Annotated in this window: 24 protein-coding genes; 11 read left to right on the top strand and 13 right to left on the bottom strand. The window is 58.4% G+C overall.

Annotation, left to right across the window (positions count from 1 at the left end; all coding sequences use genetic code 11):
* Positions 1-10: 10 nt before the first annotated feature.
* Complete coding sequence (locus tag ABJM11_RS19010; protein ID WP_348292565.1) at positions 11-925, top strand: DUF808 domain-containing protein; 915 nt, start codon at positions 11-13, stop codon at positions 923-925.
* Between the two features lies 1 nt (position 926).
* On the opposite strand, the gene ABJM11_RS19015 is transcribed toward ABJM11_RS19010, so the two are convergent.
* From ABJM11_RS19015 to ubiE, 9 genes are all read right to left on the bottom strand, one after another.
* On the bottom strand, positions 927-1,646 hold the full coding sequence (locus ABJM11_RS19015) for a 16S rRNA (uracil(1498)-N(3))-methyltransferase (RefSeq protein ID WP_348292566.1): 720 nt from the start codon (positions 1,644-1,646) through the stop codon (positions 927-929).
* Positions 1,643-2,437 carry a twin-arginine translocase subunit TatC gene (gene tatC / locus ABJM11_RS19020; protein ID WP_348292567.1) on the bottom strand — a complete coding sequence of 265 codons (795 nt, stop codon included), beginning with the start codon at positions 2,435-2,437 and terminating at the stop codon, positions 1,643-1,645. Before tatC ends, ABJM11_RS19015 begins: the two co-directional genes overlap by 4 nt.
* The gene (tatB, locus tag ABJM11_RS19025) at positions 2,434-2,889 is read right to left on the bottom strand and encodes a Sec-independent protein translocase protein TatB (protein WP_348292569.1); all 456 of its coding nucleotides are present in this window, start codon (positions 2,887-2,889) and stop codon (positions 2,434-2,436) included. The genes tatC and tatB overlap by 4 nt, the downstream gene beginning before the upstream one ends.
* 10 nt (positions 2,890-2,899) lie before the next feature.
* The gene (gene tatA / locus ABJM11_RS19030) at positions 2,900-3,139 is read right to left on the bottom strand and encodes a Sec-independent protein translocase subunit TatA (RefSeq protein WP_348292571.1); all 240 of its coding nucleotides are present in this window, start codon (positions 3,137-3,139) and stop codon (positions 2,900-2,902) included.
* Between the two features lie 100 nt (positions 3,140-3,239).
* Positions 3,240-3,569 carry a phosphoribosyl-ATP diphosphatase gene (locus ABJM11_RS19035; protein ID WP_348292573.1) on the bottom strand — a complete coding sequence of 110 codons (330 nt, stop codon included), beginning with the start codon at positions 3,567-3,569 and terminating at the stop codon, positions 3,240-3,242.
* The gene (gene hisI / locus ABJM11_RS19040) at positions 3,562-3,999 is read right to left on the bottom strand and encodes a phosphoribosyl-AMP cyclohydrolase (protein WP_348292574.1); all 438 of its coding nucleotides are present in this window, start codon (positions 3,997-3,999) and stop codon (positions 3,562-3,564) included. The genes ABJM11_RS19035 and hisI overlap by 8 nt, the downstream gene beginning before the upstream one ends.
* Positions 4,000-4,013: 14 nt before the next feature.
* Positions 4,014-5,663, bottom strand: coding sequence for a ubiquinone biosynthesis regulatory protein kinase UbiB (gene ubiB, locus ABJM11_RS19045; RefSeq protein ID WP_348292575.1), 1,650 nt, complete (start codon positions 5,661-5,663; stop codon positions 4,014-4,016).
* Complete coding sequence (locus ABJM11_RS19050) at positions 5,660-6,301, bottom strand: SCP2 sterol-binding domain-containing protein (RefSeq protein ID WP_348292577.1); 642 nt, start codon at positions 6,299-6,301, stop codon at positions 5,660-5,662. Before ABJM11_RS19050 ends, ubiB begins: the two co-directional genes overlap by 4 nt.
* On the bottom strand, positions 6,301-7,092 hold the full coding sequence (gene ubiE, locus ABJM11_RS19055) for a bifunctional demethylmenaquinone methyltransferase/2-methoxy-6-polyprenyl-1,4-benzoquinol methylase UbiE (RefSeq protein ID WP_348292655.1): 792 nt from the start codon (positions 7,090-7,092) through the stop codon (positions 6,301-6,303). The genes ABJM11_RS19050 and ubiE overlap by 1 nt, the downstream gene beginning before the upstream one ends.
* Before the next feature lie 138 nt (positions 7,093-7,230).
* Between ubiE and ABJM11_RS19060 the strand changes: the two genes are divergently transcribed.
* On the top strand, positions 7,231-7,509 hold the full coding sequence (locus ABJM11_RS19060) for a polyhydroxyalkanoic acid system family protein (protein WP_348292578.1): 279 nt from the start codon (positions 7,231-7,233) through the stop codon (positions 7,507-7,509).
* A gap of 15 nt (positions 7,510-7,524) precedes the next feature.
* Here ABJM11_RS19060 and ABJM11_RS19065 read toward each other — a convergent pair whose 3' ends face one another.
* Together ABJM11_RS19065 and ABJM11_RS19070 are read right to left on the bottom strand one after the other, a co-directional pair.
* Positions 7,525-8,274, bottom strand: coding sequence for an FFLEELY motif protein (locus ABJM11_RS19065; RefSeq protein ID WP_348292579.1), 750 nt, complete (start codon positions 8,272-8,274; stop codon positions 7,525-7,527).
* 73 nt (positions 8,275-8,347) lie between these two features.
* Positions 8,348-9,271, bottom strand: a complete 924-nt coding sequence (locus ABJM11_RS19070) for an alpha/beta hydrolase (RefSeq protein WP_348292581.1) — start codon at positions 9,269-9,271, stop codon at positions 8,348-8,350.
* Between the two features lie 339 nt (positions 9,272-9,610).
* Here ABJM11_RS19070 and ABJM11_RS19075 point away from each other — a divergent pair, with 339 nt between their 5' ends.
* The 4 genes from ABJM11_RS19075 to ABJM11_RS19090 all read left to right on the top strand — a co-directional run bounded on the left by ABJM11_RS19075 (position 9,611) and on the right by ABJM11_RS19090 (position 15,951).
* Positions 9,611-11,005: a WS/DGAT domain-containing protein gene (locus ABJM11_RS19075; RefSeq protein WP_348292583.1), complete on the top strand. Its 1,395-nt coding sequence runs from the start codon at positions 9,611-9,613 to the stop codon at positions 11,003-11,005.
* A gap of 181 nt (positions 11,006-11,186) precedes the next feature.
* On the top strand, positions 11,187-12,290 hold the full coding sequence (locus tag ABJM11_RS19080) for a porin (protein ID WP_348292584.1): 1,104 nt from the start codon (positions 11,187-11,189) through the stop codon (positions 12,288-12,290).
* Positions 12,291-12,542: 252 nt separating this feature from the next.
* On the top strand, positions 12,543-13,712 hold the full coding sequence (gene nosP, locus ABJM11_RS19085) for a nitric oxide-sensing protein NosP (protein WP_407070019.1): 1,170 nt from the start codon (positions 12,543-12,545) through the stop codon (positions 13,710-13,712).
* Positions 13,690-15,951, top strand: a complete 2,262-nt coding sequence (locus ABJM11_RS19090) for a NahK/ErcS family hybrid sensor histidine kinase/response regulator (protein ID WP_348292657.1) — start codon at positions 13,690-13,692, stop codon at positions 15,949-15,951. Before nosP ends, ABJM11_RS19090 begins: the two co-directional genes overlap by 23 nt.
* A 4-nt stretch (positions 15,952-15,955) precedes the next feature.
* Here the strand turns inward: ABJM11_RS19090 and ABJM11_RS19095 are convergent, their stop codons facing one another.
* A complete protein-coding gene (locus ABJM11_RS19095) occupies positions 15,956-16,636 on the bottom strand; it encodes a response regulator transcription factor (RefSeq protein ID WP_150991671.1) in 681 nt (226 codons plus the stop codon).
* A gap of 265 nt (positions 16,637-16,901) precedes the next feature.
* Between ABJM11_RS19095 and ABJM11_RS19100 the strand changes: the two genes are divergently transcribed.
* The 5 genes from ABJM11_RS19100 (at position 16,902) to ABJM11_RS19120 (ending at position 22,136) form a co-directional block, all read left to right on the top strand.
* Positions 16,902-17,927 carry an ABC transporter substrate-binding protein gene (locus ABJM11_RS19100; RefSeq protein ID WP_348292586.1) on the top strand — a complete coding sequence of 342 codons (1,026 nt, stop codon included), beginning with the start codon at positions 16,902-16,904 and terminating at the stop codon, positions 17,925-17,927.
* Positions 17,924-18,700: an ABC transporter permease subunit gene (locus tag ABJM11_RS19105; RefSeq protein ID WP_348292588.1), complete on the top strand. Its 777-nt coding sequence runs from the start codon at positions 17,924-17,926 to the stop codon at positions 18,698-18,700. The genes ABJM11_RS19100 and ABJM11_RS19105 overlap by 4 nt, the downstream gene beginning before the upstream one ends.
* Positions 18,693-19,367, top strand: a complete 675-nt coding sequence (locus tag ABJM11_RS19110; protein ID WP_348292589.1) for an ATP-binding cassette domain-containing protein — start codon at positions 18,693-18,695, stop codon at positions 19,365-19,367. The genes ABJM11_RS19105 and ABJM11_RS19110 overlap by 8 nt, the downstream gene beginning before the upstream one ends.
* 91 nt (positions 19,368-19,458) lie before the next feature.
* The gene (locus ABJM11_RS19115) at positions 19,459-21,537 is read left to right on the top strand and encodes a DUF2235 domain-containing protein (protein ID WP_348292590.1); all 2,079 of its coding nucleotides are present in this window, start codon (positions 19,459-19,461) and stop codon (positions 21,535-21,537) included.
* A complete protein-coding gene (locus ABJM11_RS19120; protein ID WP_348292592.1) occupies positions 21,534-22,136 on the top strand; it encodes a DUF2931 family protein in 603 nt (200 codons plus the stop codon). Before ABJM11_RS19115 ends, ABJM11_RS19120 begins: the two co-directional genes overlap by 4 nt.
* A gap of 59 nt (positions 22,137-22,195) precedes the next feature.
* Here the strand turns inward: ABJM11_RS19120 and ABJM11_RS19125 are convergent, their stop codons facing one another.
* Entirely contained in the window at positions 22,196-22,999 is an 804-nt protein-coding gene (locus tag ABJM11_RS19125) for an ABC transporter permease (protein WP_348292594.1), read from the bottom strand.

The following is a 22,999-nucleotide window of genomic DNA, read 5'->3' on the forward strand; positions in this document are numbered from 1 at the left end:
GGAATGGACTATGGCTGGCAGCAGTCTTCTGGTATTGATTGATGACATTGCAACGGTCCTGGATGACGTTGCGCTGATGACCAAGGCCGCCACCAAGAAAACCGCCGGCGTACTGGGGGATGATCTTGCGCTCAATGCCCAGCAGGTGACCGGAGTGAAACCTGCGCGGGAGTTACCGGTCGTTTGGGCAGTGGCCAAGGGGTCCATGATCAACAAGGCCATTCTGGTCCCCGGGGCGCTTGCCATCAGCTTTTTTGTGCCCTGGCTGGTCATTCCCCTACTGATGCTGGGTGGGGCCTTCCTGTGCTTCGAGGGCTTTGAGAAACTTGCCCACCGGTTCCTGCACCGGCAGGAAGTCGAGGACCACAACGCTGAGTTACACGAAGCCCTTAAGGACCCCGCTGCAGACCTGAAATCTGTTGAAAAAGACAAGATCAAGGGCGCCATTCGCACAGACTTTATCCTTTCCGCTGAAATCATTGCGATCACCCTGGGGACCGTCAGCAGCCAGACCATTGGTATGCAGTTTCTGGTGCTGACCGTGGTGGCTGTAATGATAACCGTCGGTGTCTATGGCCTGGTGGCTGGCATCGTAAAACTGGATGATGGCGGCCTTTACCTGAGCCGCAAAGACAGCGCGTTGGCTCAACGGCTTGGAAACGGGATTCTCTGGCTGGCGCCATGGATGATGAAAACCCTGTCTTTACTGGGCACTATTGCCATGTTCCTGGTGGGTGGCGGCATTCTTACCCACGGGCTGCCTCCCGTGTATGACGCCATTCATCACTTTGCGGAAGGTGTTGGCGGAATCGCCGGGGGCATTGTTCCGGTGGTTGCTGACGGCCTGTTCGGAGTTGCGGTGGGTGCGCTTCTGGTGGCGGTGATCACACCCGTTATGAAGCTTTGGAAAGGGCGTTCAGCCTGATTTATCCACAGGCGTCGAACAGGCGGCTGACCAGTACCGGCACCGCCGTTTCCACTCTCAGAATGCGCCTGCCCAGGTGTACCGCTTCGCAGCCGGCCTCAACCAGCTTGTCCACTTCGTAGGGAATGAACCCGCCTTCCGGGCCGATGCACAGGGTGGTGGGCTGGTTGATGTGAACAGGGCAGGGGGTATTGGTTGCCGGGTGGGCGACCAAAGCGCGGGTGTTTTTCAGCAACGCCGGTAATTCATCTTCCACGAATGGCTTGAAAAGCTTGCGGATGTGGACCCGGGGCAAGACGGTATCCCTTGCCTGTTCCAGGCCTAGCACCATGTTTTCCCGCAGGTTTTCGTCTGACAGCCAGGGCGTCTGCCAGAAGCTTTTTTCCACCTTGTAGCTGTTGATCAGCCAGATGTCCTTGGCGCCGAGCGTGGCACAGGTTTGCAGCACCCGGCGGAACATTTTCGGCCTTGGCATGGCCAGAACCAGGGTAAGGGGGAGCGGTGAGGGTGGTGGTTCGATCAGTTCCACCTGAAGCGTTGCCCGGGTGTCGGTGAGCTGCAACACGCGGCCGGTGCCGATATCGCCGTTTACCAGGCCCACCGGTACCAAGTCCCCCTCGGCGGCCTTCAGTACAGAATGCAGGTGGGCCAGACGGCGCCCGGTCAACACCGCCTGGCCATCAGCGGCAAAGTCTTCCGAGAACAGTAACGCCAGGTTCATTCGCCGGAGGTTTCCGAGATGTCCGGGTCCGCCACTTCGCGCCTGGCCAGGCGGCCGAACAGAATGCCCAGTTCGAACAGTAGCCACATGGGTACGGCCAGCAGCGTCTGGGAGATGATGTCCGGCGGAGTCAGCAACATGCCGATCACGAAGCAGCCCACCACAATATAAGGACGCTTCGCTGCAAGGTCTTCCGGGGTGGTGGCGCCGGTAAGGATCAACAGGATGGTGGCAATGGGTATCTCGAAGGCAATGCCGAAGGCGAAGAACATTTTCAGCACGAAATTCAGATAACTGGTGATATCCGGCAGCTCAACAATGCCTTCTGGCCCAATGGCGGTAAAAAAGCCGAATACCAGCGGGAAAACCACGTAATAGGCAAAGGCAGCCCCCAGGTAAAACAGGATGACTGAAGTGAACAGTAGCGGAAATGCGAGTTTTTTCTCATGGGCATATAACCCTGGCGCAATAAAGCTCCACAGCTGGTAGAGGATCACCGGAATAGCCACAAAAACCGCCAGTACCAGTGCGAGTTTCAGGGGCGCAAAAAACGGAGCAGTAATGTCCGTGGCGATCATGGTCTGGCCGACCGGCAGCAGGTCCCGCAGGGGCTGTGAGATCAGCAGGTAGAGTTCATTGGCGAACGGGTAGATGGCGGCAAAACAGATGATCACCGCCAGCACCATCTTCAGCAGACGATTACGAAGTTCCAGCAAATGCTCTATCAGCGGCATTTCCGGTTGGGCTTCGTCGGCGCCTTGTGTGTTCTTGCCGTCAGGCTGGGTAGTCATGAACGATGTTCCGGCGTGCTGCCCTGTTGTGTCGGGATGTCTTCGTCTGTGGAAGCCTGTCCGGAGCCATTGGCCGACGACGGATCTTCACCTGGCTCAATGTCGGGTTTTGCAGGTTCGTTGACGCGCCGGGAGGCGGGTGCGGGCCGGTGCGTGGGTTTCTCGTCGTCGGAGAGCACCAGGTGCTCGTACTTTTTGGCCTCATCCAGAGCGCCGCGGACGGATTTCTGGACATCGCCCAGGCCTACATCGCCAGCTTTGCGCAACTCTTCCCGTAACTCTTCCGCTTTCAGCTGACGGTCAAGCTCCGAGGAAAACTGACTGACCATGCGCCGGGCGCCACCAATCCAGCGCCCGGCCGCCCGTGCTGCGGTCGGCAGGCGCTCGGGGCCGAGAACCAGTAACGCGATAATGCCGCAGATCAGCAGCTCGACGAAGCCGATATCAAACATTCAGCCAGTCTCAGCTGTGGGACTTGTCCCGTGGCTTTTCTTCGGCGCTGGCCTCATATGGCCTGGCGTCGGCCTTCTCTTCTTCGATAGCGTCCGGGTCAGCGTCCTTCTTGTCTTCATCATTCATGGACTTTTTGAAACCACGAATGGCACCGCCCAGATCGCTACCGATGTTGCGGAGTTTCTTGGTTCCGAACAAAAGAATAACAATGCCGAGTACGATTAGGAGTTGCCAGATACTGATGCCCATGCCGGGACCCTCGTTTCAATGTTTCTGTTACGGTTGATTGTACGCCACATCGGGGGAGATCCGGAAACCCTCTTCAGAGGTATCACCCGTGCTATTCAGGTTATTGCCCCCGGGACGCTTTTTCTTCCAGGCCTGAGAGGTCGAAACGGCTGGCCAGCTCGTCCAGGACCTCTTTCGGCCCCAGGCCAAGCCGCGACAGCATAACCATGCTGTGAAACCAAAGGTCTGCGGTTTCATAGACCACCTCCCGGGTTTCGCCGGAGTGCTCGGCATCCTTGGCGGCAAGCAGTGTCTCGGTGCATTCTTCCCCGACCTTTTCCAGAATCTTGTTGAGCCCCTTCTGATGCAGGCTGGCAACGTAGGAGGTCTCCGGGTCGGCGTCCTTTCGGGCTTCCAGCACCTGGGCCAGTTTTTCCAGAACATCATTCATTGCGGCTATCTCCCTGCTTGTTGCCGTATATTGCGCCGGGATCACGGAGAACCGGGTCCACACTTGCCCACTCGCCGTTTTCCAGCCGGCGGTAGAAGCAGCTGCGACGTCCTGTGTGACAGGCGATGCCGCCTTTCTGTTCAACCTTGAGAAGAATGACGTCTTCATCGCAGTCCAGGCGGATTTCTGCCACCACCTGCTGGTGGCCGGAGGTTTCCCCTTTGCGCCACAGCTTTCCCCGTGACCGGGACCAATACACCGCCTGGCCCTCCTCGGCGGTCAGCCTGAGGGACTCGGCGTTCATCCAGGCCATCATCAGGATATCGCCAGTGGCGGCGTCCTGGGCAATGGCCGGCACCAGCCCATCCGCATTCCAGCGGATTTCGTTTAACCAGTCAGGCGTTTCGACTGTAGCTTCTGAATCTTGCATTTATATGACTTCCATCAGTTTTTTCGTCTGCCGCCGGCAATCAGCCAGGTAGCCGCGGCCAACAGTGCCCAGCCGTGGGCGGGCATGGCCTGCGCAATGGTGACCAGGTCGTGATCGATGCTCAGCCAGGCGACCCCTGCCAGTGCGGCTGCCGCCAGCCCTCTGCGCCAGCGGCGGTCGGCACGGGCACGGTTTTCGCGGATTTGTTCCAGTGTAGCGCGGCTGGCCTGGTCGTTGGAGCCCGATTTGCGCAGCTGTACCAGAGCGTCGTGGACCAGTTGGGGCATCTCGGGCGACTGTTCAAGCCAGGCCGGGAGATGTGACTGCAGGGACTTGATCAGGCCTGAAGGGCCGATGCGCTTACGCATCCAGGTTTCCAGGAAAGGTTGTGCCGTGCTCCACAGGTCCAGGTCCGGATAGAGCTGGCGGCCCAGGCCTTCCACGTTCAGCAGTGTTTTCTGCAGCAGGACCAGTTGTGGCTGTACCTCCATGTTGAAGCGGCGGGCGGTCTGGAAAAGCCGCAGCAGGAAGTGGCCAAAGGAAATATCCTTCAGGGGTTTTTCAAAAATCGGCTCGCAGACGGTGCGTATGGCAGCCTCGAATTCATTGACCCGGGTCTCAGGGGGCACCCAGCCGGACTGGATGTGCAACTCCGCGACCTGGCGGTAATCACGGCGGAAAAACGCCAACAGGTTGCGGGCCAGATAGCTCTGATCGTCCGGGGCGAGGGTGCCGACGATGCCGAAATCAATCGCAATGTATTTCGGGTCTGCCGGGTTACTGACATCGACGAAAATATTGCCCGGGTGCATGTCCGCGTGGAAGAAACTGTCGCGGAAAACCTGGGTGAAGAAGATTTCGACGCCCTTTTCCGCCAGTACCTTCAGATCCACGCCGGCCTCTCTGAGTGCCGGAATGTCCGCGATGGGGATGCCATGAATACGCTCCATCACCAGCACCGACTTGCGGGTGTAATCCCAGTCGATGGAGGGAATGTAGATAAGCGACGAATTCTCGAAGTTGCGGCGCAACTGGCTGGCATTGGCAGCTTCCCGCTGCTGGTCCAGTTCGTCGTGGATGGTGGAGTCGTAGTCCGCCACCACTTCTACCGGATGCAGCCGCCGCCCTTCGGACCAGTAGCGTTCGAGCAGGCCGGCCATCATATACAGCAGTGCCAGGTCCTGGCGGATAACCCGTTCAATGCCAGGGCGTATGACCTTGACGACGACTTCCCGCCCATCCCGCAGGGTAGCGGCATGCACCTGAGCCACCGACGCGGAGGCCATTGGCTCACGGGAAAACTCTGCAAACAGCTCTGCCACCGGCGCACCCAGTGATTTTTCTATAATGCCCTGGGCCACTTCACCGGGAAAAGGGGGAACACGGTCCTGCAGGTTCTTGAGGGAAAGCGCCATATCGTCGGGCAACAGGTCCCGTCGGGTGGAGAGAATCTGGCCAAACTTCACGAAGACCGGCCCCAGTTCCTCAAAAGCCAGGCGCAGGCGGTCCCCCCTGTCGAGCTTTGGTTTCGGGAAAAGGTGCCAGGGTGCCAGCAGGAAGAACAGCTTCAGCGGCAGGGGCAGCTCCGCCAGCGGCAGAAAGGTATCCAGCCGGTAACGGCAGAAGACCCAGGCAATGCGAAACAGGCGTTGCAGGCGCGTCACGGCGTCTCCGGTTGGTCTTTTTTATGGGATTTTTCCAGCCGTTCGACCCTGGCTTCCAGACGTTCGGCCTGCAGGTTCAGGTGGTCGATATCGCTGAAGGTGGCTTCCAGCTCCCGACGCCCCGGCAGGCTGCGGCTTTCCTCGTGGATGTACTCTTCAATATTGGCATTCAGGGAGCCAAAGGCCTGCCTGCTCCAGCGCACGGCACCACGCATGCGCTGACCGATAAAATGCGCGGGCACATCGCCGATATGGGCGGCCATGGCTGCTTCCCAGTCGGGGTCGAGCTGGTCGATGGCACGCTGGAACTGGTGCGCCAGTGCGGTGTCGCCGCTCACCTGAACACGCCCTTCACTGAATACCCGGTCATCACCGGTTGCCAGGGCCACGAAGGCCATGGGCCGTCCGGACAGTACCAGCGCCGGAGATTCCGCAGGTCGGCTGGCCACCTGGACCCTTCCCGTCACCTGTTGCTGCAGCACCAGTGTAAGCCCGGGCCCGTCCAGCGAAAACTGTACCGGCCCTGTCAGCGCGGCCATCAGCGCCTGCTTTCCCGCCGGGTCCAGTTCGAGAGCGCGGTTGAGGGCATTCTCGATGATGGCGGTAATGGCAGACATCAGGGTAGGGCCGGGAAACATCAGGGCTTGATTCCCACGTGCAGGGCGACCACGCCGCCGGTCATGTTGTAGTACTTGCAGTTTACCAGGCCGGCTTCTTCCATCATGGCTTTCAGGGTGTCCTGGTCCGGGTGCATGCGGATGGACTCGGCCAGGTACTGATAGCTGTTGGAATCGCCTGCAATCAGCTGGCCCATCAGCGGCAGGGCGTTGAAAGAGTACACGTCATAAGCCTTGCTGAGTAACGGGTTGGTTGGTTTGGAGAACTCCAGCACCATTACCTTGCCTCCGGGTTTCAGCACGCGGGTCATGTCCCGCAGAGCCTGGTCCTTGTCAGTGACGTTGCGCAGCCCAAAGGCAATACTGACGGCGTTGAAGCTGTTGTCCGGAAACGGCAGGTGTTCGGCATCCGCCTGTACATATTCAATATTGCCGGCGTAGCCCCGGTCCATCAGTCGGCCGCGACCCACCTGCAGCATGGAGGCGTTGATGTCGGCGAGCACGACCTTGCCGGTGGGGCCCACCAGGTCAGAGAATTTCATGGTCAGGTCGCCGGTGCCCCCGGCAATGTCCAGCACCTGGTGGCCCTTGCGCACGCCGGACAGTTCGATAGTGAAGCGCTTCCAGAGGCGGTGGATTCCCATGGACATAAGGTCGTTCATCAGGTCGTACTTGCCCGCCACTGAGTGGAACACTTCCGCGACCTGGCCGGCTTTCTGACTTTTAGGGACATTGCGAAAGCCAAAATGGGTGACGTCGTCCTTCGTGGCCTCCTGCTTTGGCCGCGTGGCAGTCGGTTGTTGCTCGCTCATGCCGTTTTCCTGATGTTCGCTCATGGCTGGGTCCTGTCAGAATCTGAACCCCGTATTCTAACGACTGCGGGGGTGGCTACAAGTTTAATGCCGCCTTACACTGTAAAACGTACCTTAATTTCCGGAGAAACCCGATCCATGTCTGTTATCGATGTCCACCGCGCCCATTCCCTTGATAAAGATCATGCCCGCCAGGCGGCGGAAACCCTGGCCGAGGATCTGTCGAAGCAGTTCGATGTGAACTATCAATGGGAAGGGGATCACCTCAGGTTCAAACGCAGTGGAGTGAAGGGTCATCTCAACATTACCGATACCGATCTCCACATCCACCTGGAACTGGGCATGTTGTTGCGGCCGTTCAAGGTCCGCATTGAGCAGGAAATCCATTCCCAGCTGGATCAGATACTGAGCGCCTGAACCGGCCTGGTGCGATTAAAGGTCGCCTGGCAGCTCGAAAGGCTCCGGGTGACCCTTCAGAATGTTGTCCAGAACCTTTTCCTCGCGCGCGACCAGACGGTCGATGAGCCGTTCCACATCCTCCATCTTGCGGAAGGCGGAATAGCCCCGTCGCAGGAAGCTGTGCAGGTCGCTCAGATCTGCCATTTCCGCAGGTGTCCGGCTTATGGTCAGCAACCAGCCCAGGGTGCGGTTGCGTACATATCGGTCCAGTTGCCGGCCAACATCCGCAACCAGGGTAATCTGGCGTTCGCGATGCTCCAGGCGCTGGCTACGGCGAAATAGCCGACAGTAGTCGTCTGCGCTCAGGGACGCGGGGGCAAGCCCGTGTTTGTGGCAGAGCTCCACCAGTTCCAGGTCCAGTTGCTGGGTGATCAGGTTCAGCTCCACCAGTCCGGCAAAAGTGTCCAGCAGGTGGTCCGGCAACCACTTCACCATTTTCGGGAAAACCCGGTCGATGTTGTCGTCACGCCGGGTCATGCCGGCAGGTGCGTAAAGATCGGTAAGCAGAAATTCCAGGCCAGTGTGATAGCCGGGATGCCGGTACAGATCTTTATGGGTGGATTTCAGTCGCTCTGCCTGCCAGTCGGCGATCAGGAACGTATGATCCAGCAGGGGGTGAGCGGCCTTGTGCTGGCGGAAGTCATGGTAGTCCAGCAGTGTTTGCTGCAAGCGGCGGGCGCTGTCTGAATGGACGCTGGTGCTGACAAGACGCTCACGATACATGAGGGTGACGCTCCACTGAACCTGGATTGGAAACGCGCCAGTTTAGCGGAGCAGAGCCCTTTGTGCAGCAACCTCAGCCCTGTGCTGCCTTGGACAGGGTTTCGAACCCGGGTACCCATTCCTTGCTGTCGAGAGTGATGAAGTGGCTGGGGGCCTCGGTTTCAACGATACGCATGGTTGTCGGGCTCTGGCGCGCACTGGCCAGCATGGCCTGGCGATCGAGGATGCGGTCTACTGCGGGGATCAGGAAGGTGCCATTGCGGATGTTGCTGTAGACACTGGCATCGGTTCGCTCCATCCACGCCATCAGGTCTTCTATGTTGCGGACGATGGTCAGGTGGTCCTTGGTGGCGGAGAACAGCTTGGCCAGCAACTGTTTTTTCCGGGGATTCATGCGGCCGAAAAAGGTCTGGCCGTAAGCAGACGAGGGTGCGCTGTTGATCAGGCGGATCAGCCAGGGCCACATGCCGTGACTCACCGGTTCCAGTATTGCTGTTACCAGAGCGGAAAGCCGGCCATCCGGCAGCACCGGCGCTTCCAGCACCACTTCGACATTTTCGTACAGTTCCGGCCATTGCCGGATGGCCTCAAGAATGACTGCGCCGCCGCGGGAATGGCCGTGCACGCGGACATTATCGGTAGCTGGAAGGTTGGCCAGCGCCTGGTTGAGAATGCAGGCGTCGTATTCGATGGTTCCATCCAGGTACTTGATGGGTACTTCCCAGTCCGGGGATTCGGGCGTCACGCCATTGACGGGAATATGGTAGTTGCTGCAGGTGAGCAGTATCAGCTCGGTTGTGGGTGCTTCATAGGCCTGGGTGAAGTAGCAGTGATTTTCCAGGAAGCCATGAACACCGATCACGGTCTGCTCTGCCTTGCCGCTGTGATTGCGAACCGAAACCGCCCCGGTGCCCACGCGATAGACACGGCCGGAGAACATCTCGGAGTAGGCGCTCTCAATAGGTTTTATCAGTTTGCGTACATGGCTCGCTTTCATAACCGCTCTCCTCCAGCACCCGTTGTTTGCGTTCGGTTGGTCTTGAAGGGTGCTGGTAATTCAGTTGTACCGCTTTATGTCGCCACATATATTGGCACTGGTTACCATTTTTACGCCCAGCTGCGGCCAATAGACTTTTGGCTAAAGGGCGTAAAGACACCTCGGGTGCCTCATAACCATTTCACTAATGCTTATTCCCAGTATAGAGGTGATGGGTTGTAGGCGTGTAACATTTTGTAATCCCATCACCGGGACCTTATATGGAGCCGCCCGTGCTTGTCTGGCACAATGCTGGGTCGTTCATCCATTTCTTGCTGCATTTGCCGGGGACAGTCAGGTTTGAGTCAAAAGGAATCGCATCTGCTGCTGCCCGTGGATTCAGCATGGCTGGCCCTGGAACGTCCGGAAAACCCCATGACCATTACCGTCATGCTGCGGGTGGAGGGGCTGACGGAAGCCCGGTTTCGGGAATTCCTGAAAATATACTGGCTGGCCTGGGCGCGTTTCCGTTTTATGCCGGTGTGCCGCGCCCCGGGCTGGTGGTGGGAAGAGGACCCGGTGTTCTCGTTGCACCATCATCTTGAAGTGGTCCCTGGTGAGTTTGACCATCGGGCGTTACAGGAGTGGGTATCCGCCCGCCTGAACGAGCCCCTGCCGGATTACCGGCCGCTCTGGAAGTTCTGGCTGTTACCGGATGCCGAAGGCGGCGCTGCCCTGTTGCTGCGAATGCACCATTGTTACGCCGACGGGCTCTCGCTACTGGGTGTTTTCGAGCGCCTTTGCCCTTCCTCTCCACAGCAGGCGCCTGTGCTCTATGGCGCACCGGAACAGGCCGACACAGGCCGTTGGAGCCGCGCGGCCAATGCCTGGTTGCGTGAGCTGATCGCCGATGCGCCCCCAGCACCCGGCTCGGCTCAGGAAGGCGGCATTCCCGGCAACGGTGGCACACCCGGCCGCAACGCCCTGGAGCGGGCCACCTGGAAAAGTCTGAAACTGGTGAACGAACTCAGCCACTTCCTGGTGGAACCGAAGGACACGGCGTCGTCCCTGAAGCCATCATTGCTGGGGCGGCGCCAGTGCCGCTGGTCGCCTCCGGTGTCACTTGAACGTTTCCGCCATATCGCACGAGTTACCGGCGTTACCATCAACGATGTGCTGCTCAGTTGTGTGGCTTCAGCCGTCCGCAAGCGGCTTGTGGCCGATGACACCGACATGGATGAGGCGGTGCTACACGCCGCAGTGCCGGTGGATATCCGCAGCCGCCTGCCGGAGGACATCAAGCCGGAACCCGGCACATTGGGTAATTACTTCGGCACCGTTTTCGTGCCTCTGCCAGTTGATGGTGAGAGTTCGCTGGAACGGCTTTTCCGTATCAAACATGAAACCCGCAAACTCAAGAAAAGCTGGCAACCTGGCCTGTCCTGGGCCCTGACCGGCAGTGCCTCGCTCATACCCGAAGCCTGGCGCCAGCCCGTCGCTGACCTGTTCTACCGCAAGGCCACTGCGGTGGTGTCGAACGTGCCCGGTACACGGGATGAACGCTACCTGGCCGGTTGCCGCATCCTGGAACAGATGTTCTGGGTACCCCAGGCCGGCGATATCGGGCTTGGAGTCAGCATTGTCAGCTACGCCGGCCAGGTCCAGTTCGGTGTGGTGGCTGACGAGGCCGTTATGGCCCACCCCGAAAGGTTCCTGGAAGACTGCCTGCAAGAGCTCGATCTCTTCCCTTCCTGACAGGTCGTAATCCCAAAGTTCAGTTTTCGCGGCCTCCTAAAAGATCAGAAAACCTGCCCCCTTGGCGCATTTCCCACTCCCGCTGCTTCATCGACCATTGAATTCAGGCGAGAGAGTGCGCCTGAGACACGGGTTATCACCCGTTGCTCAACACCCAGATTCAACAAAAACCGGGGGAATTATGAACAACAACAATTTCAGAAAGTCAGGGCTCGCTTTAGCAATGGTTGCCGCCATGGGGGCTAGCGCAGGCGCCAATGCGGCGATCGAAGTTTACAGCGAAGACGGTACCAGCTTCTCGGTGGACGGCTATTTCAACGCGTTCTATGTGAACCGTGACGACAAGCTGAATGACGTACGCAACTCGGACGTCAAGATGGGTTTCCTGCCCAACACCATCGGTTTCAATTTCAGCAAAGAGATGGGTGATCTTACCCTGGGTGGCCGGTCTTCTTTCTGGTCCACTATCAACGACAGCCTGCAGTCACCCACCGACACCGCTATCGACGTGCGCCAGCTTTACGCCACCGTGGACGGGTCTTTCGGCCAGGTTCTGATTGGTAAGGATTTTGGTTTGTATGCCCGGTCCAATATCTTCCTGGACGAAATCCTCATGGGCTTCGGTTCTCCGGGCGCGGCAACCGGTGTTTCTTTCGGCAATATCCGTACCGGTTACCCCTATCCGAATCCGTCTGCGCAGATCACCTACCGGACTCCGGATATGGGTGGCCTGAAGGTCGCTGCCGGTATTTTTGAACCTGCCGATACCACGCCGGGGGCGCAATCCGAGCAGTCGGCACCCCGTTTTGAAGCGGAGCTGACCTATGCTGCCGATCTTGGTGGCGTGGCGTTGACCGGTTGGCTAAACGGTCGTCATCAGAGTTCAGAGAATGCGACCACGGAAATAGACAGCCAGGGCGTGGGCTACGGTCTCAAAGCCTCGGTGGCAGGTCTTTCGCTAACCGCATCGGGCTTTACCTCCGAGGGTGATGTTCCGGTATTGATTACAGATGCGGCCCTTGCATCGGAAGAGGATGCCGACGGGTACCTGGTGCAGGGTTCCTATACTCTGGGCGCCAATCGTTTCGTGGTCTCCTATGGCGAAACAGACTCTGATCAGGGCGATTTCGAGACTGAAAACACCTCCTTTGCGGTATTTCATGACGTGAACAGCAACTTCAAGCTGGTTGGCGAATACAACATGTTTGAGCAGACCGTAAAGTCCACCGGTGGTGATGCCGCAGAATTCGATACCCTGGCGCTGGGTGCTGTCATCACGTTCTAAGCGTTATTTGATGGGGGGAGTCTCTCAAATGCTGGGACGGATTCCTGGCGTGCGGAGGCCACTCCTAAGACTAAAGTGCCGGTTTGCTTCCCTGCAAACCGGCAGCGCTGACAGGCATTGATCAGGGAGGTTATTAAATCAATGGCTTACGATCATTTTGGCGCGCCCATTAAAAGCACTGAAGTCGCATTGGCTCCGTTTGCAGAAGCCGTAGAATCGGTACAAAGCCATACGGTTGCGGAGCGCGCCTTCATGAAGCCAGCCACCACGTTGCCTGCAGTCAGGGTAGCCAGTTCCGACGCACGTGACCCCATGTTGGCGGCCACTTACCTTGCCAGCCAACTCAGCCACGATAATCTTGGTTGTGTCTTGTTTTTCTGCTCTGCTGAATACGATCTTGAACGCCTGGGTATGGCGCTGGAGCAGGTGTTTTCGGGGATCCGGGTCAGCGGTTGTACGTCTGCTGGTGAAATCACCCCGGAAGGTTATGGCCGGGGCTGCATTACTGCCATAGGATTTGATTGTCGTTATTTTTCCATCGACTATGCGCTGATCAGTGAACTGAACAGCTTTACCCTGCAGGACGCCCAGAGTGTGATAGACGGCCTTCTGACTACCTGCCGGGATGCCCGCCTGGCGCCCATCAAGGGCAACACCTTTGCCATCACCCTGCTGGATGGTCTGTCGAGCCGCGAAGAACTGGTGCTGGCTACCCTCAATGCCGCCCTGGGCACCATTCCCCAGTTTGGCGGCTCGGCCGGTGACGATGAACGGCTGGCCAATACCCATGTTTTCTTCGATGGCCGGTTCCACACCGGTGCTGCCACTGTGATGCTGGTGAATACGCCGCTGGATTTCCGGGTGTTTTCCACTCACCACATGGAGGCCCGAAACGAGAAGCTGGTGGTCACCGATGCTGATGCCAAGAGCCGCACGGTTTACGAGTTGAATGCGGAGCCAGCAGCGGAAGCCTATGCCCGGGCAGTGGGTGTGAGCGTAGAAGAACTGGACCGTAAGGTTTTTGCGCTGCGGCCCATGGGGGTACGGATTGGTGGCCATTACTTTGTCCGCTCGGTGCAGCGTGTGAATGCCGACAAGAGCCTGACGTTCTACTGTGCCGTCGAAACCGGCATTGTCATGACGGCCATGGAGCCCGGGTCATTGCTGGACAGTGTGCGCACCCAGATTGAAGCCTCAGAGCGAGTGGTGGGGCCACCCCTGGTCACCATCGGTTGTGACTGTTTCCTGCGGCGCCTGGAGGCGGAACTGACCGGTGTGGCGGATGAGGTGTCCGGGTTTCTCCGGCACCACAAGGTCATCGGTTTCAATACCTATGGTGAGCAGTTCGATGGTATGCATATAAATCAAACGTTCACGGGGGTGGTGATTGGCCAGCCTGATGTCGGATACGGTCATAACTGAGGCTGACGCTGAAAGCAGCAGGGAGCAGCGTATTGCTGAACTGGAGGCGGAGAACGAACGCCTGCGGAAAATCCGGGATGCCCTGATTGTGCGGGTGGAATCCGGCTCAGCTCACAAGCCGGAGCCCTATGCGGTGTTCGAGCATTCGGTGGTGCTGGCGGAACAGGTGCGCGAACGTACTGAAGCTCTCAACCAGACCATGGACGAGCTCAAGGGCAGCAACAAGGCCCTGAGTCGTGCCCGTGAAGAGGCTGAAACAACCCGCCAGCGCCTGGTGGATGCCATCGAAAGCATCGCCGACGGCTTTGTCCTCTTTGATCATCAGCACCGCCTGGTTCAGTGTAATAGCCGGTTCCGCAGCTACTGGCAGCACTCCGGTGTGGAAGTGCCGCCCACTGGTGCCTCCATCGCTGAAGTGAAGGAACAGGCAGTCAGGTCCGGGCTGGTTGTGGAAGAGCATGTCAACGCCTCGTCAGAGGGTGTGGTTTTCCTTCTGGCCAATGATCGGTGGGTCCAGATGACCGAACGGCCGACCCGGGAAGGGGGCCTGGTGGTACTTTATTCGGATATCACCGACGTCAAGAACAGCGAAATGGCACGCCGCATCAAGGCGCTCGAGGAAAGTGAGCGCTGGATACGGGTGGTCACCGATCATGTACCTGCGCTGATTGCCTATGTCGGCGCCGACATGACCGTGCAGTTCTGTAATAAGGTCTACGAAGCCTGGTACGGCCGCCATGGCGAATCTCCGCTGGGCAAGCACCTGCAGGAAGTCCACCAGCCTGAGCTTTATCAGCGGCTTCTGCCCCATGTCGAGAAAGTGCTGAAGGGCAGCAGCGTCAATTTTGAGTTCGAGGAAACCAACGACACCGGGGAGTCCCGCTACATGCTCCGTGCGTACGTGCCCAATGTGGACACGGAAGGACAGGTGACCGGTTTCTTTGTGCTGATCCGGGATATCACAGACCGCCGCAAAACCGCCCTGGCGCTGGAGCAGGCCTACGACGACCTGGAGCGGCGGGTAAAGGAGCGCACTGCGGCACTGACCGGGCTGAACAACCAGCTGCGGCAGGAAATAGACGAACGGGCGGCGGTAGAGGCCAGGCTGCGGGATGCCAAGATGGATGCCGAGCGTGCGAATCTTTCCAAAACGAAGTTCCTGGCTGCAGTGAGTCACGACCTGTTGCAGCCTCTGAACGCTGCCCGACTGTTCACCAGTGCCTTGCTGGAACACTCCTTCGGCCCCAAGGCTGAGGGGCTTGTTCGCTCGGTCAGTACGTCCCTGGACGATGTGGAAAACCTGCTGGGCACCCTGGTGGACATTTCCAAGCTGGACGCCGGCGTGATCAAGCCAGATATCATGGCGTTTGACCTGCGGGATCTGCTCAATAATATTGCGAGGGAATTTCGTCAGATGGCGATGGCGGAAGGGCTAACCCTGGACTTTGTGGCTTCATCAGCGATCGTGGAGTCCGATTCGCAATTGCTGGCGCGAATTCTCCGTAACTTCCTGACCAATGCCATCCGTTACACCGGTGAAGGGCGAATCCTGTTGGGCTGTCGCCGGCGTGCTGGTCATATACTGCTGCAAGTGTGGGACACCGGGCCGGGTATTCCGGCGGACAAACTCACCGAGATATTCCAGGAGTTCAAACGCATCCGCCCTGCCGGAGCGCAACCGGACAAGGGGCTCGGCCTGGGCCTGGCGATTGTGGACAAAATTTCCCGAATGCTGGGCCACGAAGTGACGGTGTCCTCGGTGGAGGGCAAAGGCTCGGTCTTCAGTGTAAAGGTGCCGACAGGGAAGTTACTGCCCAAACGACCGACGCCGGATAGTGAGCGGGCTGTTTCAACCCACAACGGCCTCGGTGGCGCCAGAATCTGGGTCATTGATAACGATCACGCCATCTGTCAGGGAATGCAGACTCTACTGGAAGGCTGGGATTGCCAGGTGATTTCTGCCGTTTCGCTGGAAGATCTGGAGCGCCAGCTGGACCCGGCCTCGAGCCAGGTGGACCTGATTCTGGCGGACTACCACCTGGACAACGACGAGAACGGCGTGGATGTTGTAGCCAATATCAACGGTCGCCGGCACTGCCCGGTACCCGTGGTAATGATTACGGCCAACTACACCAATGAGCTGAAACAGTATATTCGTGAGTTGGGGTATGTGCTGATGAACAAGCCGGTCAAGCCGTTGAAGTTGCGGAGTGCGTTGAATCACCTGCTGAGGGGGTGACCTCCTACCGCTTCAGATACTGACTGAAATCCACATCACTGGCGGATAGAATCGCCTGCACCCGGTTATGAACCCCGAGCTTGCGCAATATCGCCGACACATGGGCCTTCACCGTGGTCTCGGCAATGTTCAGGTTGTAGGCAATCTGCTTGTTGGACTCGCCCTTGGACATGCGTTCCAGCACCAGCAACTGGCGGCGGGTGAGGGAGTTCAGCAGTTCCGGTGAAATCGGGTTGTCCTCGTGGCGGCTACGGCGATTGCTGGTGCTTTCCTTACCGGTACGGATGATATCCGAAGGCAGGTAGACGTTGCCGTTGAGGATCTGCTGGATGGCTTCAGTCATCTGGGCGCGGGGCGACGATTTGGTAATGAATCCGCAGGCGCCGTAGGTGATGGCCTGGAGCACAACCTGTTTGTCTTCCTCCGCAGACACAATCACCACCGGAATGGTGGGGGCCTCGTTACGCAGGGATATCAGACCGTTCAGGCCATGCATGCCGGGCATGTTCAGATCCAGCAGGATAAGATCGAGGTCGTCATTCTCGCGGGTAATCTCCAGGGCACTGTCCAGGTCCGCCGTTTCGATGATTTCACTGCCGCTGAAGCCTGATGAGATCACGCTGCTGATGGCTTCACGGAAAAGCGGGTGATCGTCGGCGATCAGGATCTTGTAGGCGGGTTCCATCGATGGCTCCACCGGTTTATTGTCGTTATGTGGGGTTGTTTCCGATGCATGATAGCGCTTTTCGGAAGAGAGTGCGGCATCGAGCTCATTAAGCATAGCGGCCTCCTGTTCAGAGAATCTCCGGAATCGGAATCGACCCTCTGGTTATTATTGTGATGGTTTCATTACACGCTATCTGCGCCTCAGGTTGAATGCGACCATCGCACCAAAAAACAGGCACCAAAGTACTATTCTTGCACGGCGGCGGGCTTCGTATCGTGGAAGGATGAACCTACAACCAATAACAACGTCTGTTCCCGAGCTAGTCGCTGCCAGCGCGCGCTCCGTCCTGCTGGCAATGTCGGCCCTGTTGTTCGTCTTTCTGCTGACAGACTTCGCCCACGCCAGTGACAGAGCCCGGGCGCCACTGCCAGTGCTGTCCGTCAGCGTGTTGCAATTCGGCACCGCACACTGGGAACTGGACCACGTACTGCACCAGGGGCTGGACCAGAAAAACGGCTATCGCCTCGAACTGAAGCTGGTGGCCAATCTTCCTGCTTCCCGCCTGGCCGTGACCAGCGGATCGGTAAACGGCGCTGTCGCCGACCTGCTGTGGGCGCAGGCGCGTTTCCAGGCGGGAACGCCCTACCGGTATGTGCCCTTCTCCTCCCGGATTGGCGACATCGTGGTACCAGTGGGCTCTGACATTCACTCCGTGTCCGATCTTGCCGGCAAGCGCATTGGCGTTGCGGGCGGTCCGGACAGCAAGGGCTGGATACTGCTTCAGAATGTGGCTGACCAACAGGGCATCAGCCTGAATCAATCCGCCGACGTCCAGTTCGCGGCCCCGCCACTACTGAGCCAGGCCCTGAAACGGAAGCAGGTGGACGTGATTGTTACCTACTGGCATTTTGCAGCCCGCCTGAGAGGGGAGGGAGGCTGGCGCTCCGCCTTTGGCATGGCAGACTTGCTGACCGCCCTGGATCTGGACCGGGCCCTGCCCGTGTTGGGGTATGTGTTCCCGGCGGATTGGGCCCAAGAGCATAGCCCTCTGATTGATCGCTTTGCCGCTTCACTGCATCAGGCGAAGGCGGAACTGGCGCACGACGAAATACATTGGCAGCGGTTGCGGCCACTAATGGGCAACCCGGAAGACGGAGTGTTTGAAGCCCTGCGTGAAGGTTTTATTGCCGGTACCCCTGCGCCCCAGACTGATCAGCGGATTGCCGATCTGCATCGGCTGCTCGAACTAACCGGTGCCGATGCGGACAAGGTGATGACGGCGGACCTGTTCCACCGGAGGCCGCTGTGAGCAACCTCTTCGGTCGCCCGCCGGCCTGGAGCTACTGGGTGGTCCTGCCGTCGTTTGTCCTGCTCTGGGGGCTGGTTGCCTGGTTCCTCAAAACCCCTTTGTTACCCACACCTCTCCACGTTCTCGATACTCTTATCCGGGAATCTGCCTCTGGCGAACTCTGGCATCATCTGAGTGCCACCCTCGGTCGCGTTATCGTGGCGTTTATCCTGTCCATGCTTCTTGGTACTGCGACCGGCGTTGTCATGGGCCGCTCAAAAACCACCAATGCACTGTTTGACCCCATGCTGGTGCTGCTGCTCAACCTGCCGGCGCTGGTGACCATCATCCTGATGTACGTCTGGTTCGGCCTGGTGGAAGTGGCTGCGGTGATGGCCGTGGTGATCAACAAGGTGCCCAATGTAGCGGTGACCGTCCGTGAGGGCGCGCGAAGCCTCGATTATCGGCTGGAAGAAATGGCAACAGTTTACGACTTCACCCGCTGGCAGCGGTTTCGTGACGTCTGGGTGCCGCAACTCTTTCCCTATTTGATGGCCGCCACCCGCGGTGGGCTTGCCCTGATCTGGAAAATCGTGCTGGTGGTGGAGTTGCTGGGCCGCTCGGATGGCATTGGCTTCCAGCTGCACCTGGCTTTCCAGATATTCGACGTAGCCGCCATTCTCGCCTACAGCCTGGCATTTATTGCAGTGGTCCAGCTCATCGAGCTGATCATCCTTCAACCCCTTGAACATCGTTCCAGCCGCTGGCGCCAGCCGGAGGCTACCCATGCTTGAACTGCGAATCGCAGGGCGCAGCTATGGTCAACCGGTGCTGGGGGAGGTGTTTGCGACCATTGAGCGGGGGGATCGAATCTGTCTGCTGGGGCCGTCCGGTATTGGTAAAACGACTCTGCTGAATGCGATTGCGGGGCTTGATAAAACCATTCCTGCGGAAGCCATTATTGGTCGAGAAAAACTGAAGGTGGGTTACCTGTTCCAGGAGCATCGACTGCTGCCCTGGCGCACACTGAGCTCCAACCTCCAGTTGGCCGGTGCCACGCCCCGGGAAGCGGAAGTCCATCTTGCCAGTGTAGGGCTGGAGGGATATGGCCATTACCTGCCGGACCAGCTTTCCCTGGGGATGGCGCGGAGAGCTGCGCTTGCGCGTTGCCTCGCTGTAAAACCCGACTTGTTACTGCTGGACGAGCCTTTTGCCTCGCTTGATCCGGTAATGGCTGGCGAATTGAAAGTATTGATAGCCGGGCTTCTCGACTCCAATCCGGGCATGGCGATGATCTGCGTGACGCACGACGGTGGGGATGCGGAAATTCTGGCCAATCGGTTGTGGTATCTGGATGGCAGGCCGGCCCAATTGCAGTGGGATGATGTGGTTGGAGAGCCTCGGCTGCTCAACGCCCTCCTTGGCAAGTTGCGAGATCCAGAGGGGTTTGGTCTGGTTTGATTGCAGAATCGTGACACTCGAATTGTTGCGTATGCAAAACATCGGCTAACATGGCCGGCTTGTCTCTTACCGTCAACAAGGAGTGCTGACGATGGGCTTTTTGGACCTGGTCCCGGTCTGGGACTTGAAGGCCTACCACCTTCCCCGTATTGAATCCCCCTTTATTGGCGCCAGTATGGCCAGGCGTCTTGTGCAAGCCGATGGCAGTATCGTCCCCTCAAACGTGGCATCGACGATTCGTGCTGGTTCCAGTGCCAGCAACGACCTGGCTGATATCGTCTACCAGGCAGTCGCCGACTGTCGGTTGATGCTTGTTCATACCGGTTCGGATCGACCCTTGTCGCCCATAGTTGCCTGGCAGGCGGACGAGAGCCTCCCTGTTGGCGGTCGCTGGCGGATAAACGGTAGCGGAATCAGTTCCCCCTACGGAATCAGTAAGGCCGTTGAAGAACTGAATGCTTGCGACATTACCCCGGAAAAACTGCGGCAGTATCATCCCCATGGCATTGGTGGGTTGGGGGTGGGCCTGTTTTCGGCAAACTACCGCCAGTGGGAGCGGTCCGAGCAGGCGTCGCAAAGTGGACCGGCGGATCACCGCCTGAGCTTGCCCCTGGGTGCAGCAGCTTCGGTGGCTCCGCTGGAGGCTGCCCCTGTAACCGAATTTGCCCGGACTGATCCGCCCCAAAAAACCCCTCGGAAAGTGCATTTGGAAGTTGGCATATTCACCGACGGCACCATGAACAACGCCGCCAACGCGCAGTCTTTTGCAGAGCAGCTGGAGCAGGAGTGTCTGATTCCTTATGAAAACGATGAGATTAGTCGGGATGAATGTGAGTGGCGGATGGGCTTGTTGATGGGCGACAGTTACGCCAACGCTGCTACGAATGTGGCGAAGCTGCGAGATATGTACATGGAAGGTGAGCAGGAGTCTGACGGGAGCATAACTTATCAGCGGTACGTCTACGCCCCTGGCGCAGGTACCAAGACGGGAGATAGTGACAAATGGTATGGCGCGGCTACTGGTATGGGCGAAGCGGGAGTCATTCAGCAAGTCAACTACGCCTTTTCACGACTGGTATTGCGGGTGAAGGAGGACCTGCAAGGCCAGGCCATCGACAGTTTGACGGTCGATCTTTTCGGTTTCAGCCGCGGAGCAGCGGCGGCTCGCCACGCAGCCCATGAGGTCAACCAGGGAAAGAGCGGGCTGCTGGCCCAAAGGTTTGCGGAGTACGGTATTCTCTGGCCAGAAAGGGTGGAAGTACGTTTCGTGGGATTGTTTGATTCCGTAGCAGCCATTGTTAACCCATTCTCCGGTGACCTGTTTGCTCACAACGACCGAAACCATCCGGTGAAGCTGTATCTGGATCCTGGCAAAGTAGGTCATGTGGTGCACCTGACCGCCGCGCACGAGCACCGAAAGAACTTTGCCCTCAACAGTATCAGGAACCGGGATGGAAGCCTTCCGACCAACTTCAGGGAAATTACGCTACCGGGCGCCCATTCCGATATTGGTGGGGGCTATGGCGACCGCCAAAGGGAAGAGGTGTTATTAAGTCCGATGTTGCCGGTGCCCAAAAATCGACTGAGGTGGCCGGAGAAAACCGCAGAGTGGGACAACCTGGAGGCCCAGAAGCAACAACTGACAGTGGAAGGCTGGATTGGTCCCTATAACCTGCCGGTACGGCAGTCGGATCAGGCGCAGGCGTGGCCGAAAGACCTGGGCTCTGAAGGGCCCGCGCGCCTGGAAATTATCACTCAGCGCTATGATCATCCAGCACCGGATGGCCGGGTTGATCTGGCGTTGCGGATGCTACGAGAGGTGCGTGGTGAATATTCACGAGTGACTATGCGGCTGATGTATGGTTTGGCGGTTGAGAAGGGTGTGCCGCTGGGTGAAATCGATCCCACGGATGACACCGTTTCAGTGCCCAGCGAACTGGCACCCGTCCTCGAACAATTTGTGGAGCAGGTGGCTCAGGGCGAAAACCATCCATCGCTTGATCCTGAACAAATGGATTTATTACTACAGTGCTATATCCATCACTCGGCAAACTACAACAGCATTGAGACTCAGGTTGCGGGAGCGCCCGCGAAGCTCGGGGTGTTGTTCCCTCATGCCCCCGCGTCTTCCGGCGAGCGCCTGGTATATCCTCAGAAGGAGGGAGAATGATGATCCGTAAGGCATTGGCTCTCAGCATTGCCGTTATAGTGCTAGTGGCCAGCGGTTGTGCTACCTCGCCGGAAGAGAAAATCCCCTGGAGTATAAAAATCGTAGCTCCCAAACATTACGATATCTGGGGCGTGAATATGTTCCTTGAGAAGACCGGGGAAAGGAGTTGGCGTGCTCCAGTCGGCTACGTTGGTTGCTGTTGGAAGGGTCCGCGGGGCCCCAGTGGCTCGCACCACGGTCTTGACCCCTTTCCTGAATTGATCCTCATTCACTGGTTCTCCTTCGCGGAGCAGAAGTATTACGTCAAGGTGATCAAGGTGCCGCCGGATCTGCAGGATCGCATGCGGGAGCCGGCGACCTACAAAACGCAGGTGGATGTGCGGTCGGGACCTCGCCACACCATGGCCGTCGGCCTGGCACCCGGAGGCACTGTGGTTGTCTGGATCATGAATCAGATCGGCAACGAGATAGAGGTGATGCGGATGCAGGCCTCTGAGGGGCCAGGGGATCCCTCCGATTTCACTGAGCGCACGAAAGGTTACCTAAAACGGCACGGCGACTACCTCGAAGAACACGGCATACCAACGGATGGTTGGTAGTTTGCCAAAACCACTCATCACAAGAGAGTGCGGCTACCCGCCTGCTGAGGACACCCCGGTCAGGCGGGGTTGGTCCCCAGTATCTTCGTCCGCTGGGGCCGGAACCCGGCCGTGGCCAGCAATGCCAGAACGACTGTCACGGTGGCGGTAATGCCATACGCCACCGGATTCCACTCCAGGTACAGGGAAAACCGGATCGCCTCCACCGCGTGGGTGAATGGGTTGAACTGGCAGATCCAGTACAGCCAGGGGCTGGCCTCGTTCATCCGCCACAGCGGATACAGGGCGGATGACATGAAGAACATGGGGAAAATGACAAAGTTCATTACCCCTGCAAAATTCTCCAGTTGTTTGATCCAGGTTGCGATCAGCAGGCCCAGAGCGCCGAGCATCAGGCTGGTTAATATCAAAGCGGGCAACACTGCAAGATAGCCCCACAGCGGCGGCTCCACATCCACCACCAAGGCCAGCAGCAGGAATACATACACCTGCCCCACTGACACCACACCCATGGCGAGCAGCTTGGTCACCAGCAGGAAAGGCCGCGGCAACGGGCTCATCAGTAGCACCCGCATACTGCCCAACTCCCGGTCGTACACCATGGACAGTGCCCCCTGCATGCTATTGAACAGGATGATCATGCCGCACAGCCCGGGGGCAATGTAGGTTTCGTAGGTGATGTAGGTCTGGTAGGGCGGAATGATGGAAATACCCAGCACTGCCCGGAAGCCGGCGGCAAACACCACGAGCCACAGCAGTGGACGCACGAGGGCGCTGGCAAAGCGGGTGCGTTGCTGCCAGAAGCGTAACCACTCCCGGGTCTGGATGCCCACGAAACAGTGCCAGTAATGCGCAGCTTTCAT

The organism is Marinobacter sp. (assembly GCF_039977835.1).
Classification (GTDB): domain Bacteria; phylum Pseudomonadota; class Gammaproteobacteria; order Pseudomonadales; family Oleiphilaceae; genus Marinobacter.